General features: G+C 43.6%; 16 protein-coding genes. 1 reads left to right on the top strand and 15 read right to left on the bottom strand.

All coding sequences use genetic code 11. The features are described 5' to 3' along the window. Positions 1–3: 3 nt before the first annotated feature. From VZF35_RS22285 to pstS, 13 genes are all read right to left on the bottom strand, one after another. A complete protein-coding gene (locus tag VZF35_RS22285) occupies positions 4–549 on the bottom strand; it encodes a regulatory protein RecX (RefSeq protein WP_407308578.1) in 546 nt (181 codons plus the stop codon). Continuing rightward, positions 527–1564: a recombinase RecA gene (recA, locus tag VZF35_RS22280; RefSeq protein WP_407308577.1), complete on the bottom strand. Its 1038-nt coding sequence runs from the start codon at positions 1562–1564 to the stop codon at positions 527–529. The genes VZF35_RS22285 and recA overlap by 23 nt, the downstream gene beginning before the upstream one ends. Before the next feature lie 221 nt (positions 1565–1785). Next, positions 1786–3405: a DEAD/DEAH box helicase gene (locus VZF35_RS22275; RefSeq protein ID WP_407308576.1), complete on the bottom strand. Its 1620-nt coding sequence runs from the start codon at positions 3403–3405 to the stop codon at positions 1786–1788. Beyond that, on the bottom strand, positions 3395–4669 hold the full coding sequence (locus tag VZF35_RS22270) for a competence/damage-inducible protein A (protein ID WP_407308575.1): 1275 nt from the start codon (positions 4667–4669) through the stop codon (positions 3395–3397). Before VZF35_RS22270 ends, VZF35_RS22275 begins: the two co-directional genes overlap by 11 nt. 133 nt (positions 4670–4802) lie before the next feature. Continuing rightward, positions 4803–6272 (bottom strand): AAA family ATPase, encoded by a 1470-nt coding sequence (locus VZF35_RS22265; RefSeq protein WP_407308574.1) that lies wholly within the window; start codon positions 6270–6272, stop codon positions 4803–4805. 58 nt (positions 6273–6330) lie between these two features. Next, positions 6331–6849, bottom strand: a complete 519-nt coding sequence (locus VZF35_RS22260; protein ID WP_407308573.1) for a hypothetical protein — start codon at positions 6847–6849, stop codon at positions 6331–6333. 205 nt (positions 6850–7054) lie between these two features. Beyond that, complete coding sequence (gene pgsA, locus VZF35_RS22255; protein ID WP_407308572.1) at positions 7055–7612, bottom strand: CDP-diacylglycerol--glycerol-3-phosphate 3-phosphatidyltransferase; 558 nt, start codon at positions 7610–7612, stop codon at positions 7055–7057. Then, on the bottom strand, positions 7609–8946 hold the full coding sequence (gene rimO, locus VZF35_RS22250) for a 30S ribosomal protein S12 methylthiotransferase RimO (protein WP_407308571.1): 1338 nt from the start codon (positions 8944–8946) through the stop codon (positions 7609–7611). The genes pgsA and rimO overlap by 4 nt, the downstream gene beginning before the upstream one ends. A 137-nt stretch (positions 8947–9083) precedes the next feature. Beyond that, positions 9084–9734 carry a phosphate signaling complex protein PhoU gene (phoU, locus tag VZF35_RS22245; RefSeq protein WP_407308570.1) on the bottom strand — a complete coding sequence of 217 codons (651 nt, stop codon included), beginning with the start codon at positions 9732–9734 and terminating at the stop codon, positions 9084–9086. Positions 9735–9751: 17 nt separating this feature from the next. Further along, entirely contained in the window at positions 9752–10504 is a 753-nt protein-coding gene (gene pstB / locus VZF35_RS22240; RefSeq protein ID WP_407308569.1) for a phosphate ABC transporter ATP-binding protein PstB, read from the bottom strand. Between the two features lie 20 nt (positions 10505–10524). Next, the gene (gene pstA / locus VZF35_RS22235; RefSeq protein ID WP_407308567.1) at positions 10525–11361 is read right to left on the bottom strand and encodes a phosphate ABC transporter permease PstA; all 837 of its coding nucleotides are present in this window, start codon (positions 11359–11361) and stop codon (positions 10525–10527) included. After that, on the bottom strand, positions 11358–12302 hold the full coding sequence (pstC, locus tag VZF35_RS22230) for a phosphate ABC transporter permease subunit PstC (protein WP_407308566.1): 945 nt from the start codon (positions 12300–12302) through the stop codon (positions 11358–11360). The genes pstA and pstC overlap by 4 nt, the downstream gene beginning before the upstream one ends. A 111-nt stretch (positions 12303–12413) precedes the next feature. After that, positions 12414–13520, bottom strand: coding sequence for a phosphate ABC transporter substrate-binding protein PstS (pstS, locus tag VZF35_RS22225; protein WP_407308565.1), 1107 nt, complete (start codon positions 13518–13520; stop codon positions 12414–12416). 184 nt (positions 13521–13704) lie between these two features. On the opposite strand from pstS, the gene VZF35_RS22220 reads away from it, so the two are divergent. After that, the gene (locus VZF35_RS22220; protein WP_407308564.1) at positions 13705–14319 is read left to right on the top strand and encodes a hypothetical protein; all 615 of its coding nucleotides are present in this window, start codon (positions 13705–13707) and stop codon (positions 14317–14319) included. Between the two features lie 93 nt (positions 14320–14412). Here VZF35_RS22220 and ltrA read toward each other — a convergent pair whose 3' ends face one another. Continuing rightward, positions 14413–15822 (bottom strand): group II intron reverse transcriptase/maturase, encoded by a 1410-nt coding sequence (gene ltrA / locus VZF35_RS22215; RefSeq protein ID WP_407305724.1) that lies wholly within the window; start codon positions 15820–15822, stop codon positions 14413–14415. A 179-nt stretch (positions 15823–16001) separates the two neighbouring features. Beyond that, positions 16002–16133, bottom strand: a complete 132-nt coding sequence (locus VZF35_RS22210; RefSeq protein WP_407305726.1) for a hypothetical protein — start codon at positions 16131–16133, stop codon at positions 16002–16004. Positions 16134–16217 lie beyond the last annotated feature (84 nt).

Raw genomic sequence — 16217 nt, 5'->3', positions numbered from 1 at the left:
AGACTAAAAATCTGTCATCTCATTGTTCCGAAGCGATTGAATTTCTGCAATTACGTCTCTAACCATATCTGAAGAATATCCCCGTTGCATAAGTTTCCGGGCAACTTTTTGCTGTACCCATAGTTTAACGGGAACAAATTTCCTATTAGTCTCTTTAGAAACCTTTTCCTCCCAATGCTGCTCCTCTTGTGCCCACCATTTTCGGGCAAGAGACAAACACTGTTGAGATTCCTCATCTCTAGAATAGACTTCCCCCAACACTTGCTCTATTAAGTGGGGAGCGATTCCTCGATTCTGCATATCTGCGATAACTCTTCGACGCGAATATCGTTTAAGGCGGCCTTTGGAATAGTTTAAAGCAAGCTCTTGGTCATTCAGGTAACCATAATTCTCCAGTTTATGCATCGCCTTATGAATTTCTTCTATTTCAAATCCTTTATCACTGAGACGGGTCTCCAGTTCGTGATTCGTCAATGCCCTTCTCGATAAACAATCCAAAGCGGTGTCCCAAGCACTTTTCTGAAGTTTATAATTCGTCAAGCGAACCATCTTCTGCCGTAGTGGATGTGACAGAGGCGTTCATATTAGAACGGATCAACGTTTCAAGGGTAAGGGCAATATCTGGATGCTGCTTGAGATATTCCTTGACATTTTCCCGGCCTTGCCCTAAACGTTCACCATTAAATGAGTACCAGGCACCTGATTTGGATATTATCTCCATTTCCGTGCCGATATCTACAATACTTCCTTCCTTAGAAATCCCTTCACCATACATTATGTCAAAATCAGCAGATTTAAAAGGAGGAGCAACTTTATTCTTCACTACTTTAATCCGAGTTTTATTGCCGATAATGTCTTGCCCTTGCTTGAGTGCTTCTTGGCGACGAATGTCAATTCGGATCGTGGCATAAAATTTCAAGGCCCGCCCCCCTGTTGTGGTTTCTGGACTGCCAAACATTACGCCAATCTTTTCACGAATTTGATTAATAAACACAACGCAGGTGTTACTCTTACTGATTGACCCGGTTAGCTTGCGCAGGGCCTGAGACATAAGGCGGGCATGCAAACCGACATGGTTATCGCCCATTTCTCCCTCTATTTCCGCCCGAGGTACTAAAGCCGCCACCGAATCAAGAACAATAACATCAACGGCAGCACTTCGTACCAACGCTTCGCAAATTTCCAACCCTTGCTCGCCAGTATCTGGCTGTGAAACTAACAGTTCCTCAATATTAACTCCCAGAGCTTTAGCGTATACAGGGTCAAGGGCATGTTCTGCATCGATAAAAGCAGCCACTCCACCCAGTTTTTGGGCCTCAGCAATAATATGTAAGGCGACCGTTGTTTTGCCGGAAGACTCAGGTCCAAATATTTCTATGACTCGACCACGCGGCACTCCACCGACCCCTAATGCCAGATCTAAGGCCAGAGAACCCGTAGGTATAACATCTATCGCCATTCCAGTTGAAGATTCTCCTAGTTTCATAATGGAACCTTTGCCAAACTGCTTTTCAATCTGTGCTAACGCAACATCCAGCGCCTTTAGCTTATTTGTTTCAGCCATTTGCCGTCCTCCTCAACTTAATTAAAACGCGTTTTCGCGCTTGCAAAACATCTGTTCGATTATCATTATAGAGGTTAGCCTCGATACTTGTCAATTTGTTTATCATTCTATTCGACAGTAAGGCTAGGCTATTATTCTAATCAAAAATCCATAACCCTGACAATAATAGAAAAAGCTAAGTCTTAACAGACTAGCTTTTTCCTTCGATGTTTTCGTCAGGCCTAATATTCAGTGTTTTCACGAGCTTTAGCCGGTTCAACGCTAACTCTTCGCCCTTTAATCATCGCTTGATGCATACAGCTTAACACCCTTGAAGCATATTCTTCAGGAACCTCTACAAAGGTAAATTTATCATAGATATTGATCATCCCAATAATCTTTCCTGGAATCCCACTTTCTTCAGCAATCCAGCGAATAATATCCTGCGGGCGAATTTGTTGAACTCTGCCGATATTCATGAAGAACCGAACCATACCTGGTGCAGCTCCAGTATTTCCGAAAGAATTAATATCCTGATCATTGTCGTCAATTCGTTCTTCAGCATTGGCTCCCTCGACCGCAAATTTTAAGGCAGCCGCAGCAACATCGGTAGAATCATATTCTTCGAGCAGATCTCCAACAATCGCACGATAGTTTCCTAAGCGATTGTTTTGAATAAATTTAACGAGTTGGTTCTTCAGACTCTCTGCTTGGCGCTCACTAATATCGGCTAACGAAGGAAGCTCTTGGCGTCGTATTCGTGTCTTGATTAAGTTTTCGATCAAACGGAGCTGACGGTATTCCTTTGGGGAAATCAAGGTTATCGCTTGTCCACGTCGGCCAACACGTCCCGTACGCCCAATTCTATGCACATACGAAACAGGGTCCTGAGGTATATCAAAGTTTATGACATGCGTCAAATTATTAATATCCAACCCCCGAGCTGCAACATCCGTGGCGACAAGCAGTTCCGTCTTTCCATCTCTGAAACGTTTCATAACACGGTCCCGCTGTTGCTGGCTTAAGTCTCCATGCAAAGCATCTGCCACATATCCGCGGGCTTCAAGAGCTACAACAAGCTCATCCACGCCTCGTTTCGTTCGACAAAATGTAATCCCCTGCCCAATATCCTCCATGTCAATGATTCGACAGAGAGCGTCAACTTTAATGCTCTCTCTTGTCTCATAAAATACTTGGTCAATGAGCGGAACCGTTAATTCATCTCTGCTTACAGTCACGGAACGGGGATCTTTCATATAAGTCTGGGCTAACTTGCGAATCGCCTGGGGCATCGTCGCGGAAAAAAGCATAACCTGGCGGCCTTCTTCAGGAACTGCCTTTAAAAGGCTCTCGATATCTTCAACAAATCCCATATCCAGCATTTCATCTGCTTCATCTAAAACGACCATCTTGACATGCTGCAATCGTAATGTACCTCTATTTAGGTGATCTAACAACCTTCCCGGGGTTCCAACGACAACTTGGTACCCCATCCGCAAGGCACGTATTTGCCGATCAATTGGTTGTCCACCATAGATTGGCAAAGGTTTTACATGCTTGTACTTTCCGATTTTAGCAATTTCCTCTGCGACTTGTATGGCAAGTTCGCGAGTAGGCGTGACAATGAGGGCTTGTACAGCTTGAAACTTTGAATTCACCTTTTCCGTTATTGGAATTCCAAAAGCAGCTGTTTTACCTGTACCAGTCTGAGCTTGACCGATAACGTCGACATTTTCGAGGGCAACAGGAATTGCCTGTTGCTGAATTGGGGAAGGCTCCTCAAATCCCATTTCCGACAAAGCCTGTACGATATGCTTACTTAACTGAATATCTCCAAACGATTGTAAACGTTCAACCATCACCTAATAATAATCCCCTTTCCTTGTTCAACATGTACTGCCTTATCCCATTCAGGGCGGCTTGAACGGTTAATTGACGCACAGACTCCCGTTCTCCATAAAACTGAAACTTTTGCGCATAAACTCCCTCCGGTGAAGCAATCCCAATATAAACCAACCCCACCGGTTTTAAGTCACTGCCTCCACCCGGACCAGCAATACCTGTCGTTGAGATAGCGAGATCTGATCCCGATTTAAGCCGAATACCCTCAGCCATTTCTCTCGCCACCTCTTCGCTTACGGCACCAAACTGATTAAGGGTCTTTTCTTGGACCCCTAGAAGTTGTTGTTTTAAAGAATTCGAATAACTTACAACCCCTCCAAGATAAAACTCTGAACTGCCCGATTCTTGAGTTAGGGTCGCACCAAGTAAGCCTCCAGTGCAAGACTCGGCTGTAGCAATCGTCCAATGATTCTTTTTAAGAGTTTGCCCTACAATGCCCAGCATTGTCTCCTGGTCACGGCCAAAAACTTTGTCTCCAAGACGTTGTCGGATTTCATCCTCCGCATGATTTAAAGAATCCTCTGCAATTCTCGATGTCGTTTCCGTCCCTCTCGCCACTAAACGAATATGCATTTCCGCTCGTTTCGCTAATAATGCAATTGATACATCTGGAAGATGCATGAGGTCATCCAGTACTTCCTCAATAGCAGATTCTCCGATACCAAAAACCTTTACGACGCGTTCATTCATGCGTTCAGAATCTGGCCCAATCATTCGTTGCAACTCGGACCAGACATAATCATCGAACATCGGTTTCATTTCAAATGGAGGACCTGGCAATATAATAGCTGTCTTACCATTCTTTTCAATGATTGCGCCAGGTGCTGTACCAATAGGATTGGGCAATATCTTAGAGCCTTTGGGGAAATAGGCTTGTTTCTCATTACTAGAAGGCATTGGAGCTTTCCGTCGACCAAAGAACTGAACAATCTGTTGCAAACTGGCTTGGTCTAACTCCATTTGCAAATCCAAAACCTTAGCAACAAGTTCCTTCGTCAGATCATCTGCCGTCGGTCCCAACCCTCCGGTTGTAATTAAAAGGTCTGAACGATCTATCGCTTGGCGTAAAACTTGCTCTAAGCGTTCTGAATTATCTCCAACTGTAGTATGATAGTCTACCTCGATGCCTAAAGAGGAAAGTTTTCCAGTTAAGTAGTGAGCACTTGTATTAAGTGTTTCTCCAAGTAACAACTCCGTCCCAGTAGCTACAATTTCAGCTTTCATTTTATTCTATCACTCTCCTAGTATCAACGCAAATATATCCACGTTAGTTATGCTTGCTTAGTTATTTCTCACCTCTTATTAAGTTATCCTTCAAAAAGAAAAAAAAAGAACCTCAAAATGAGATTCTAAACCATTAGGCAGCATTTTGTAAATAAATTCGCAAAGTATCCCCGCTTAAACTTTCCTCTTCTTGCAAAATCCCGGTAATCCGCAGCAAGGTATCCCTGTTCTGCTGTATAATAAACATTGTACGTTTTTCCAGTTCAGCTAAGATATCTTTTGTTACGGGTTGACGTTGTTCAGCACTTAATAGAGAGACATCGGTTACTCCTAAAGAAGACATGCCCGCTAGAAGCATTTTTTCTACCAGATTTAGAGCTTGCTCATAATCTCCTGCTGCACCTGTACTCCGAGTTCCTAGAATTTCCTCTTCCGCTAAAGCTCCCGCTAGGGCAACCATGATCTGTTCTTCTAACATGGCTTGGGTATAGAGATATAGATCATCTTTCGGGTAATGACGGACATACCCTAAAGCGTTTCCCCTTGAACGTATCGAAACTTGAGAAACTGAGTTTGGTCTTACTGTTTCCGCAAGCATGGCATGTCCACTTTCGTGAATGGCAATACGACGTAATTCCTCTGCAGTCGGTTTTCGATCAAGTTTCTCTCCGAGCATTACCTTTTCAACGGCCTCATGTAAATGACGTCCTGTAATCTCATTGACTTGATCTCTCAAAGCAAAAATGGCCGCTTCATTCGTAACGCTCTCCAAATGTGCACCTGAAAAACCGAACGTTTCATGGGCAATTGCTTCTAAGTCCACATCAGAAGCTAAGGGTTTGTTTTTAGTATGAATTTTCAAGATAGCTACTCTTCCCTCTTTATCGGGAAGATCAACTTTAACTTGACGATCAAAACGTCCTGGGCGAAGTATCGCAGGATCCAGCGCTTCCGGGCGGTTTGTTGCAGCCATTACCAAAATATGAGGGCCTTGATCGGTTTTAAGACCATCCATTTCAATCAACAACTGATTAAGGGTCTGGTCGTATTCGTGATGGGAAACATTGCTGCCACGCTTTGCCCCCAGAATATCCATTTCATCGATGAAGATAATGGCACTTGATTTTTTTTCTCTCTTGACCATTTCCCGTGCTCTTCTGAATAAACTTCGTACCCGCTCAGCGCCAACACCTGCGTACATTTCCACAAACTCACTTCCCGAAACTGACAAGAACGAAGAATCGGTATATTTAGCAGCTGCTTTAGCTAACAATGTTTTTCCCGTTCCCGTAGGCCCCGATAATAAAATCCCTTTCAAAGGACGAATTCCTAACGCCTTCATCCGATCAGAGTAACGCAGAAAATCCAAGGCCTCCTGAAGTTCCTTTTTGGCAATACTTTGTCCGCCAATATCCTCGAAATTAACCATTGTCGATGTGATAGCCACGCCTTGGCCATTTTTAATGACTTGACGTGAAATCCCAAAAGTCCATAGAAAATATCCTCCGAAACCCAACAACACGATAGGTAAAACATTATAGCCGATGACTAGCATAAAGGCCAATATACCTATACCTAAACCGATAAGGATGTCTCGTCTCACATAGTCTCCTCCTCACAGCATACTAATTGGTTTGCTAACTTACACAAACAACTTAAGTTTATTCTTTTTTACTTTCCAGAAACTGCCCTTGACCATGACGTTCGACGACTTCGATCAATTGAGCATTTCCTTGATTCAGCAAAATATAAATTGCGTCACTATCCATTTCCAATTCAAGCTGGACACCTGACTTTTCCGCCATTGTTTGAATGCTTTGAGCCATTTCAGTAAAATTTCCGCGAGAAATTCCTTCTTGGATAGCGAACTGCATTTGTTCAAATAATGTACTGAGGGAATCATTTCTCTGATCCAAATATCGTATAGGTTCTTTGCCAGCAATTGTCTCTAAGTCCAAACTTACTTGACGTAAATTAACGATATGTTGGGTAGTAACGTCCATCTCATCTTGACCATTGACTTGGATTGTTTTAGCCGAGACTACTCCAGTAATTTTTTGACTTCGAGTTAAAATGGATGAATCGACCCATTTTTTCTGATAAAGAAGCTTTCCTCCTAATAATAAGCCGAATATGATTAGTCCAACAAAGCTAATGACTAATATTCGCTGTTTTGTCATACGCATTTTCCTCCGTCTGCAATACTTTATGCTATATCAACATTATAGCACGCAGTATATCGTATAGAAATTTAAGATTTATCCTTGAAAGGTAATTTATGCTAAATCTATGAAATTGTTTAAGGGAGAGCTTTCTGCCGGAAAGCTCTCCCTTATTTCTAAAGTTTTCAATGTAAAAAAGAAGCATTTAGAAGTTTAAAAACCTTTATTTATGTAATAATTTTCGGGATTTGAGCAAATAATCGAGGCCTGAAATTACAGTAAAGAATAAAGCCAAATACAAAAGTGGTTGTCCTATGTGCAGACCAACGAGGGAAAAAGGCCAATCATGGAGCAAAATGGCGGAAATAGCAGTGACCTGGGTAATGGTTTTGATTTTACCAAGTTTACTTGCGCTAATTACGACCCGGTCTACTGCAGCTATGGCCCGAAGTCCTGTCACAGCAAACTCTCTTGCTAAAACTATCCAAGCCACCCAAGCATTTACTTCCCCCAGTTCGACAAGGGAAATCAAAGCAGCAGAAACTAAAAGTTTATCTGCTAACGGATCCATAAATTTACCGAGATTTGTAACTTGATGACGCTTACGGGCGATATAGCCGTCTAATCCATCGGTGGCGGAAGCTAAAATAAAAATGATAGCTGCGACCACTTCTTGATGAGGGAATAGAGTTTGGCCTTTAGGCACTTGGAGAAGCAAGAAGGCCATAAACACTGGTATTAAGATAATGCGCGCTAGAGTTAAACGATTGGGTAAATTCACGAGACAACCTCTCCTATTAAATCGTAACTATCCGCCTCAAGAATGCGAACTTTGATCATATCCCCAACATGAAGAGGGAATTGCCCACTTGTTTGGGTGATGTAGACCTGCCCATCAATTTCCGGAGCATCTCCTTCTGTTCGTCCCATCCACTGTCCATCCGGAAGCCTTTGTTCCAGCAGCACCGTAACGATCTGGTTAACCCAGCGTTGTTGCCTCTGCCACGATATATCTTGCTGCAGTTGCATCATCTGATCCCGCCGCCGCTCCCGTACCTCAATCGGAACCTGATCCTCACGTTTGCCAGCAGGGGTATTCTCTTCTTGAGAATAGGCAAAAACTCCGAGACGATCAAATTGAACACGTTGGATAAACTTAACCATTGTCTCAAATTCTTGTTCTGTTTCTCCGGGAAACCCGGTGATCATGGTCGTACGAAGAGTCAACTCCGGCATTGCTGCGCGTAATTTCCTGATTAACTCCTCAGCCTGTTCAATTGTTCCCTGGCGATTCATCTCTTTAAGGATTTTATTATCCGCGTGCTGCAACGGCAAGTCAATGTATTTACATACCTTAGGTTCCTGACGCATGGTTTCTATGAGCTCGTCTGTAAAACGCTCAGGGTAACAATACATCAAACGAATCCATTCAATTCCCTCAATTTGAGCAAGCCGCCTAATGAGCCGTGGGAGGAGGAGTTTTCCTTCCAGGTCTTGCCCGAAGCGGGTAGTATCCTGCGCCATGACCATAATTTCCTTAACTCCCTGAGCTGCCATCTCCTGCACTTCATGAATCACAGATTCTTCTGAGCGGCTGCGAAAATGCCCGCGCACATAGGGTATAACACAATACGTACAGTAATTGTCGCAGCCTTCCGCAACCTTCACATAGGCTAAATAGTCAGGCGTAGATCGTTTCCTGGGCATTAGCTCATGATGCAAGAAATTCGGAGCCCCTGCTTTTATGAGATTCGTTCGTTTTTTTTCCGCAGCTTGAACAATCGCTGCGATTTCATCTATGTTTCCCGTCCCTAAAACACCGTCAAGCTCGGGAATTTCTTGCATTAATTCAGACCCATAACGTTGAGCTAAGCAACCAGTCGCTATTAAAGTATGACACTTTGACGATCCCTTATAACCTGCCATCTCAAAAATTGTTTCTATGGACTCTTCCTTAGCCGATTGAATAAAAGTACATGTATTCACAACTATGATATCTGCCTGTTCAGGAGAATCCGTCAGCGAGTAATTCTGAGCTAAAAACCCTGCCATGACTTCACTATCAACTTGATTTTTCGGACATCCTAAAGTGACAACTGCTACTTTTTTTGCCAAGGTTACACCTCAAATCACCGTTTTACCTATCTTAGTATAAACCAACACTTCAACAAGGTCAAAATTATTCCTATAAAAAGGATAGCTTTTGAGGCATAGCAAATGGGTATTAACCTAATGCGGTTAATACCCATTTGCTATTTATTAAGATCTTTTCGTTCAGCTGTGGCAATATAAATGACATTTTCTCCAATATTCGTGGCGTGATCAGCAATTCTTTCGAGATAGCGAGCAACAAACGTCAGGTGTAACCCTTGATCTAAATATTCGGACTGACGAGACATAATCTCTAATAAATCGCGAACCACTCGATTGTATTGATGATCAATTTCATCATCTAGATTGGCCAACCCTTGAGCTAGCTCCATATCTTCACGCTCATAGGCCTCTAATCCCTGGTCCATCATCACAAGAGCCTTTTGGGCCATCAATGGGATATCAACAAGCGGTTTACAAAGGGGGCCATCAATTCTGCGAACAACTTTTGCTATATCAATCCCCAAATCTGCCATGCGCTCCAGGTCTGTAGAAATCTTCATTGCTGAAATAATTTTCCGCAAATCTTTGGCTACGGGTTGCTGAGTAGCAATTAGCAATACACCTATATCATCAACTTGTCTCTCATAATCATTGACTTTCTGGTCCTCTCCTATCCAGAATTCCGCTTGAGTACGGTCCAGAGAGATTAAGGCCTGCATACTCCCTTGGATGATTCTTTCAACCTCTTCGCCCATTTCCTTTAATAACTTTATTAACTCCAGTTGGCCCTCATTTAATGACTGCCGCATAGCTGTCCCCTCCTTAATTATCCAAACCGTCCTGTAATGTAATCTTCAGTCCGTTTATCTGTGGGATTAGTGAAAATCTCCGAAGTTGGCCCATGTTCTACCAGCTCGCCACTCAGGAAAAATGCCGTAGAGTCAGCAATTCTGGCTGCCTGCTGCATATTATGTGTCACAATCACGATCGTATAATCTTTTTTGAGCTGTCGGACTAATTCTTCGATATGCATCGTTGCAATGGGATCCAAGGCAGAAGCAGGTTCGTCCATTAAGAGGACCGAAGGTTCTACCGCTAAAGCACGTGCGATACAAAGACGCTGTTGTTGACCGCCCGACAGACTCATACCTGAATAATTTAACCGATCCTTGACTTCATCCCATAATGCAGCCATACGCAAGCTTTTTTCGGCAATATCTTGGAGGTTTTGCTTATTCCTCATGCCATTAAGCTTAACTCCGGCTATCACATTTTCAAAAATGCTCATGGATGGAAATGGATTTGGTTTTTGAAAGACCATTCCTACCATTTTTCGTAGAGAAACAGGATCCTGGTCATAAATACTTTTTCCATTTAAAATAATATCCCCTTTTACTTTCGAACCTGGCAGAGTCTCGTGCATTCGGTTTATACATCGGACAAAGGTTGATTTGCCGCAACCTGACGGTCCAATAATTGCTGTTACTTGATTCGACGTTATTTCGATATTTATTCCTTTAAGAGTTCTATTTGATCCGTACCACGCTTCAAGCTCACGAACACTTAAATTTCGTTCCATGATTAAAAGCCCCCTTTATCCTAGTTATTCTTAGATCTGAATGCCAAGCGCGCGATTAAGTTTAAAATCAGCACCATGGCAATCAAAACCAATGATCCTGCCCAAGCTTGTTGATGCCATTCTTTGTAGGGAGATGTGGCATACTGATAAATTTGAACAGGCAAGGCAGCTATGGGCTCGTTTAAGGAATGGGCCCAGTATTGATTCCCTAAGGCTGTAAACAATAGCGGTGCAGTTTCTCCTGATACACGGGCGACTGCCAGCATCGCTCCAGTGATGATTCCCTTGGCAGCCGTAGGAAGAACAATGTGTAAGATAGTCCTCCATTTTGGAATTCCCAACGCGTACCCCGCTTCACGAATTGTGTGCGAGACGAGCTTTAACATTTCCTCAGTGGAACGGATAATCAACGGAATCATAATTATCGCTAAAGAAAGCCCTCCAGCGATGGCCGAAAAATGCTTCATTTTAAGCACAAGTGCCGTGTAAATAACAATTCCAATAATGATGGATGGAATTCCGGTTAAAACATCGGTCGTAAATCGAACTCCTGTACTAAGCCAGCTATCTCTATCGTACTCCGTGAGATAAATCGCGGCCAAAATACCTACTGGAATCCCAATGATACTAGCGATTGCTACCATGACTAACGTACCAACGATTGCGTTGGCCATTCCGCCTCCTGCCATGCCCATCGCCTTAGGAAGGCTTGTGAAAAATTCTAGATTTAACGACCCAATGCCATTTTTTATAACATATCCTAACACACCAAACAATGGAATCAAAGCGATCACCGTTGTCAGGATAAAAATGCCCAACATCAAATAGTTGCGATATTTTCGGAGAGTATAATTCATACCAAATGTCCCCCTTTAGGGCCACGAGCAACGGACCAAACCAGCAAGCGGGCTAAAATATTAAGAATAAGCGTAATTCCAAAAAGAATGAGTCCGATTTCAACTAGAGCGCTAAGGTAAAGGCTATAGGTCGCTTCTGTAAATTCATTGGCAATCACCGCTGCCATCGAATAAGCCGGAGCAAAAAGCGAGGGAAGGATGTCCGGACGATTTCCGATAACCATCGTGACCGCCATCGTCTCACCGAGGGCACGCCCTAAGCCCAACATAACTCCGCCAAGAATACCTGATCTCGCATAGGCGAGAACGGAAATACGAATCATTTCCCACTTTGTCGCGCCTAAAGCCAGCGCAGCTTCACGTTGTGAATCCGGTACTGCAGCCATAACTTCTCTGGAAATCGCGGCGATGGTCGGAAGTATCATCACAGCCAGAATCAAGCCACCTGCGAGCATACCCAGACCTAGAGGAGGACCTTGAAAGAGGGGCGAGAATCCAAACCATTTAGCTAAGCCAGGTTCTACAGTCTCCCTCAGCCAGGGGGCTAATACAAAAATTCCCCATAGGCCATAAACCACACTAGGAATCGCAGCAAGCAAATCGACTAAAAAAGCTATGATCTTTCGAATCCTGGATGGAGCCATTTCGTTTAAGAAAATGGCCACACCCACACCGACGGGACCCGCAATAAGCAAGGCCAAAAGTGAGGTAACCAAAGTTCCGTAAATAAAGGGAAATGCTCCAAACTCTTCTTTCACCGGGTCCCATACACGATTCGTAATGAAGCCAAAACCAAACTTTTGGATGCTTGGACGCGCAGAGTCGAACATTTGCCACCCGATCCAAACCATAAGCACGAGAACACCAAGGGCCATTAACAGGGTTAACAGCCGCATGGCCTGATCCCCAATTGAAGTTGTGAGTTTATTTGTCTTACTCATATCTTCAGATCCTTTCCCCTTCCCCATTTGCCTTTTTGTATTAAACAGCGGAAAGAGCCCAGCCGCTGCTGAGCTTTTCCACTATATAAGAATTCATTCTCCAAGCCATGTCTATTTTAGTAAGGGTTGACCTTGATAAGTGACCGACTTAAGCATAGCCTCTTCTCGGCTAATTAGGTTCGCGGGCAACTTAGCGTATTGCAGTCCCTCAGAAAGGTTCTGTCCGTCATGAATCTCCCAGTTCAGAAAATTAACCAATGCTGTTCCTTTCGATTTATCTGTTTGATCCTGATAAATCAATCCCCAACTGAACCCTGAAATGGGATACGCATCGGCCCCCGAGGCATTGACGATGGATACGCGCATATCATCTGGTATTGTCGATGCTGCTGCCGCTGCCGACGCTCCTTGCAGTGATGGCGCCAACCATTTTCCATCCTTATTCTGCATCATCGCATAAGGCAAATTATTTTGAACTGCATAAGCGAGTTCCACATAGCCAATGGAACCTGGGGTTTGCTGAACAACACCGGCTACACCGGCACTTCCTTTACCGCCAACTCCAACGGGCCAATTGACCGATGTGCCTTTGCCCACTTTTGCAGACCAGTCTGGACTCACATTACTTAGATAGTCTGTGAAAATATAGGTTGTTCCGCTTCCATCCGAACGATGAGCGACTGTAATTTTCAGATCCGGCAACGTCACACCCGGATTATCGGCAACTATTCGGGGATCATTCCAGTTCGTAATTTTTCCGAGGAAAATATCAGCAAGCACTGTAGGAGCAATCTTAAGATCTTTAGGCGCATTAGGGAAACTATAAGTAACGGCTGTTGCGCCAAGTGTCAAAGGAATATGAAGGATTTTTCCACCTTTGGCATCCTTAAGCTGAGCATCTGTCATCGGACCATCAGTTCCACCAAAGTCAATAGTCTGTCCAGAAATCTGCTGAATTCCTGCGCCACTGCCAACGCCCTGATAGTTAATCGTTACAGTCGGATTATTTTTTCGATACTCTTCGATTTGTTGATTTAATAATGGGTAGACAAAGGTGCTTCCCGCTCCGGTAAGCGTCACTGGCTCGGCCTTCTCTTGGGCTGACGAAGTACCACTACTGGAACTTGGACTCGGACTCTGAGTTCCGCACCCTGCGAGAGAAATGGCTAAAACACCTGCTAGTATACCTGTTAGAAGTTTACCTCTTTTACCAAACATTTAATTTTTTCCTCCTGTCGGATATTTTCTTGATCTAAGAGTAATGTAACACACCATGTTTAAGGCTAAATTATCGTTGTGTAAAGTTTGTGTTAAATGGCAATATTTAATGTGGAAAAGTTTTAAAGGTTTTTATGATTTTCTGTCGAATCAGCATTTGGATAATAGATGTGAGGTGTTCTATGTGTTTGATTCAATTGACCCGATCGATACCTGCGGTTGTGGAGATATAGGCTATTTGACAACTCGAACCATCCCTATAGATTTAGCTCACGGAGTAGGGCACATTGATAATGTCCCAGTCTATCATTGTCAGGCCGCATCTTGTGAAGAGTATACCCTCCCTCCCCTGGTTTCACGCCGCCTAGAAGATATTGCTGAAGAAATGGAAAAAACACTCGCTTTAAAAGCCGTCTATGCCTGGGCGTCCAGCCAAGAAGAATCGAAGGGCTTACAAAACCATCAGCAGACCATCTTAGAAGCCTTCACGTTCAAATTTACAAATCGCGTGTATGAAGATGCTCAAGTTATTTTTGTCGTCCCTGGTGAAGCAATCTTTTTACAAAGCACACTCGAAAACACGGAATTTTACATCATACGTTATGAAGACGATAACTCCGAGAATAACGGATTATGGTTCTCTTTTTTAAAGTTTTATTTTGAAGAACCAAACTTGACCTATGAGGATTTCTTAGATTGGTCGGAAAGCGGCTATGTTAAAGAAATTGGTCGAGTCGTACTCGATGACGTTGAAGACATTCTGATTGATGAATTTGGAGAGTGGACAACGAATCGTTGAAAATCGGGTAGGAGGCTGATCATTAATTGATCAGCCGACCTCCCACAGCACCGTACGTACCGTTCGGTATACGGCGCTTCCAAAGTTTATACATTATTTCGCAGAATAACATTCACTAAAACTAAGGTATCCGATTCGTCTGAAACGCTCATTGGATAGAGCTTTTGTCAGAATAGGGCTATGGGCAACGCGCCAATAGCCTTTTCTTGTGTTTGCCCACATCCATGCTTGTTCCTTGGTAATGCCCGCTTTCTTCAGGTTCTCAAACCTTGTTCGGGTTTTCTTCCATCGCTTCCAAGTTGCCATTCGTATGCGACTTCTCGTCCATTCATCCAGGTCCTTGAGTAGGTTCTTTGCATCGGCAGGTTTGAAGTAATTCGTCCAGCCTCGTACTACTTGATTGAGTTTAGTTCTGCGCTCTTCGATTCCCATCCCATTGCTACGCCCAGTAACTCCTCGGATTTTATCCTTAAGCTTCTGGATGCTTTTTGGGTGGATTCTCAGGCGCCCTTCTCCCCTGTAAATGTAAAAGCTATATCCCAAAAACTTGACATAGTTTACATGAGCGACCTTCGTTTTCTCCCTATTTACCTTCAGAAATAGTTTCCCTTCGATATAAGGGAGAATGTGATCAAGTGTTCGTTTTGCCGCCTTTTTACTTTTGCAGAAGATCATCATATCGTCTGCATAACGTACAAAGTGGTGTTTCCGCTTTCCCAGTTCGTGGTCACATTCGTTAAGCATTATGTTGCCAAGTAATGGGCTCAGGGGGCCTCCTTGTGGTACACCTTCTGGACTTTCTTCAAACATTCCATTGGTCATAACTCCTGCTTTCAGGAATTTGTGAATCAGCGATACGACCCGGCCATCTCTTATCGTCTCCGACAAAATTTGGATAAGCTTACTTTGGTTTACCGTATCGAAATATTGGGCCAAATCCATATCAACTACATATTTGTAACCTACTGTTATATAGGTTTGGCATCTTCTTAATGCCCCATGGGCACTACGATTCGGTCGAAATCCAAAACTATTGTCTGAAAACTGTTTCTCAAAGATGGGACTTAGAACTTGAGTTATCGCTTGTTGAATTAACCTGTCTAAGACGGTGGGTATTCCTAGTTTTCTGGTCTTTCCGTTCTCTTTGGGTATTTCTACCCTCCGTACGGGTTTTGGACGGTATTTACCATCCCGGAGAGATTGCAATAGTTCATCCTTGTGTTCTTTCAAGAAGGGTAGAAGTTCATCTACCTGCATACCATCAATTCCACCTGCGCCCTTGTTTCTTTTAACCTGCCTATAGGCCTGGTTTAGATTTTCAGTGCTAAGGATTTGCTCAAGCAACCCATTCGTCTGCTCATTTGTGTTGGTGTTGTCGGTTTCAGTCATCTTAGGTAGCTCGCACACTTCTGCATACTCTTTCTGTTCCGCAGATACCCTTTGCAGATAGTCTTCAATTCGAAGTTGTCTGTGTTTTAAATTACCACTTTCAGTAACTTTCATTGACCCACACCTCCTTTGGTTCAGCCCTTCCGTCGGTGTCTAGATCACCTCTGTACTATGGCTTCTGCTGACTCCTCACGATAAATCTTGTTTCAACCGGGTTTCTTACTCTGTTTCCACCCGTCCGTGAGGCCTCCCACGGTAAGACGATTCACTTTCATTCCATGTACCCGCAACATTTACGCTGGCGTGTCTGTGTAGCTTTTGGGCTTTAACTTGTCGTGCAGTCTTACCCCACGTTTTGCGCCTGATGCTGTTCGTGTTCCTCGGGTCAGAATTTTGCCGCCGGCTTCCTTCAGATTCCACCTCACGATGGACACCCTTGCCTTAAGCTAATGGTTGGTCGCTACATACCCCCATATCGGACTTTCACCGTCTAGTTAATCGTCATGCGT

This window comes from Desulfosporosinus paludis (genome assembly GCF_045689965.1).
Classification (GTDB): domain Bacteria; phylum Bacillota; class Desulfitobacteriia; order Desulfitobacteriales; family Desulfitobacteriaceae; genus Desulfosporosinus; species Desulfosporosinus paludis.
Note: the sequence above shows the minus strand (reverse complement) of the source record. Positions and strands in the feature narration are given on the sequence as shown.

Excerpts from the sequence above, each read along its gene's own strand:
- VZF35_RS22285 (WP_407308578.1), bottom strand. The coding sequence starts at position 549 with ATGGTTCGCTTGACGAATTATAAACTTCAGAAAAGTGCTTGGGACACC.
- recA (WP_407308577.1), bottom strand. The coding sequence starts at position 1,564 with ATGGCTGAAACAAATAAGCTAAAGGCGCTGGATGTTGCGTTAGCACAG.
- VZF35_RS22270 (WP_407308575.1), bottom strand. The coding sequence starts at position 4,669 with ATGAAAGCTGAAATTGTAGCTACTGGGACGGAGTTGTTACTTGGAGAA.
- VZF35_RS22260 (WP_407308573.1), bottom strand. The coding sequence starts at position 6,849 with ATGACAAAACAGCGAATATTAGTCATTAGCTTTGTTGGACTAATCATA.
- phoU (WP_407308570.1), bottom strand. The coding sequence starts at position 9,734 with ATGCGGCAGTCATTAAATGAGGGCCAACTGGAGTTAATAAAGTTATTA.
- pstB (WP_407308569.1), bottom strand. The coding sequence starts at position 10,504 with ATGGAACGAAATTTAAGTGTTCGTGAGCTTGAAGCGTGGTACGGATCA.
- pstA (WP_407308567.1), bottom strand. The coding sequence starts at position 11,361 with ATGAATTATACTCTCCGAAAATATCGCAACTATTTGATGTTGGGCATT.
- pstC (WP_407308566.1), bottom strand. The coding sequence starts at position 12,302 with ATGAGTAAGACAAATAAACTCACAACTTCAATTGGGGATCAGGCCATG.
- pstS (WP_407308565.1), bottom strand. The coding sequence starts at position 13,520 with ATGTTTGGTAAAAGAGGTAAACTTCTAACAGGTATACTAGCAGGTGTT.
- ltrA (WP_407305724.1), bottom strand. The coding sequence starts at position 15,822 with ATGAAAGTTACTGAAAGTGGTAATTTAAAACACAGACAACTTCGAATT.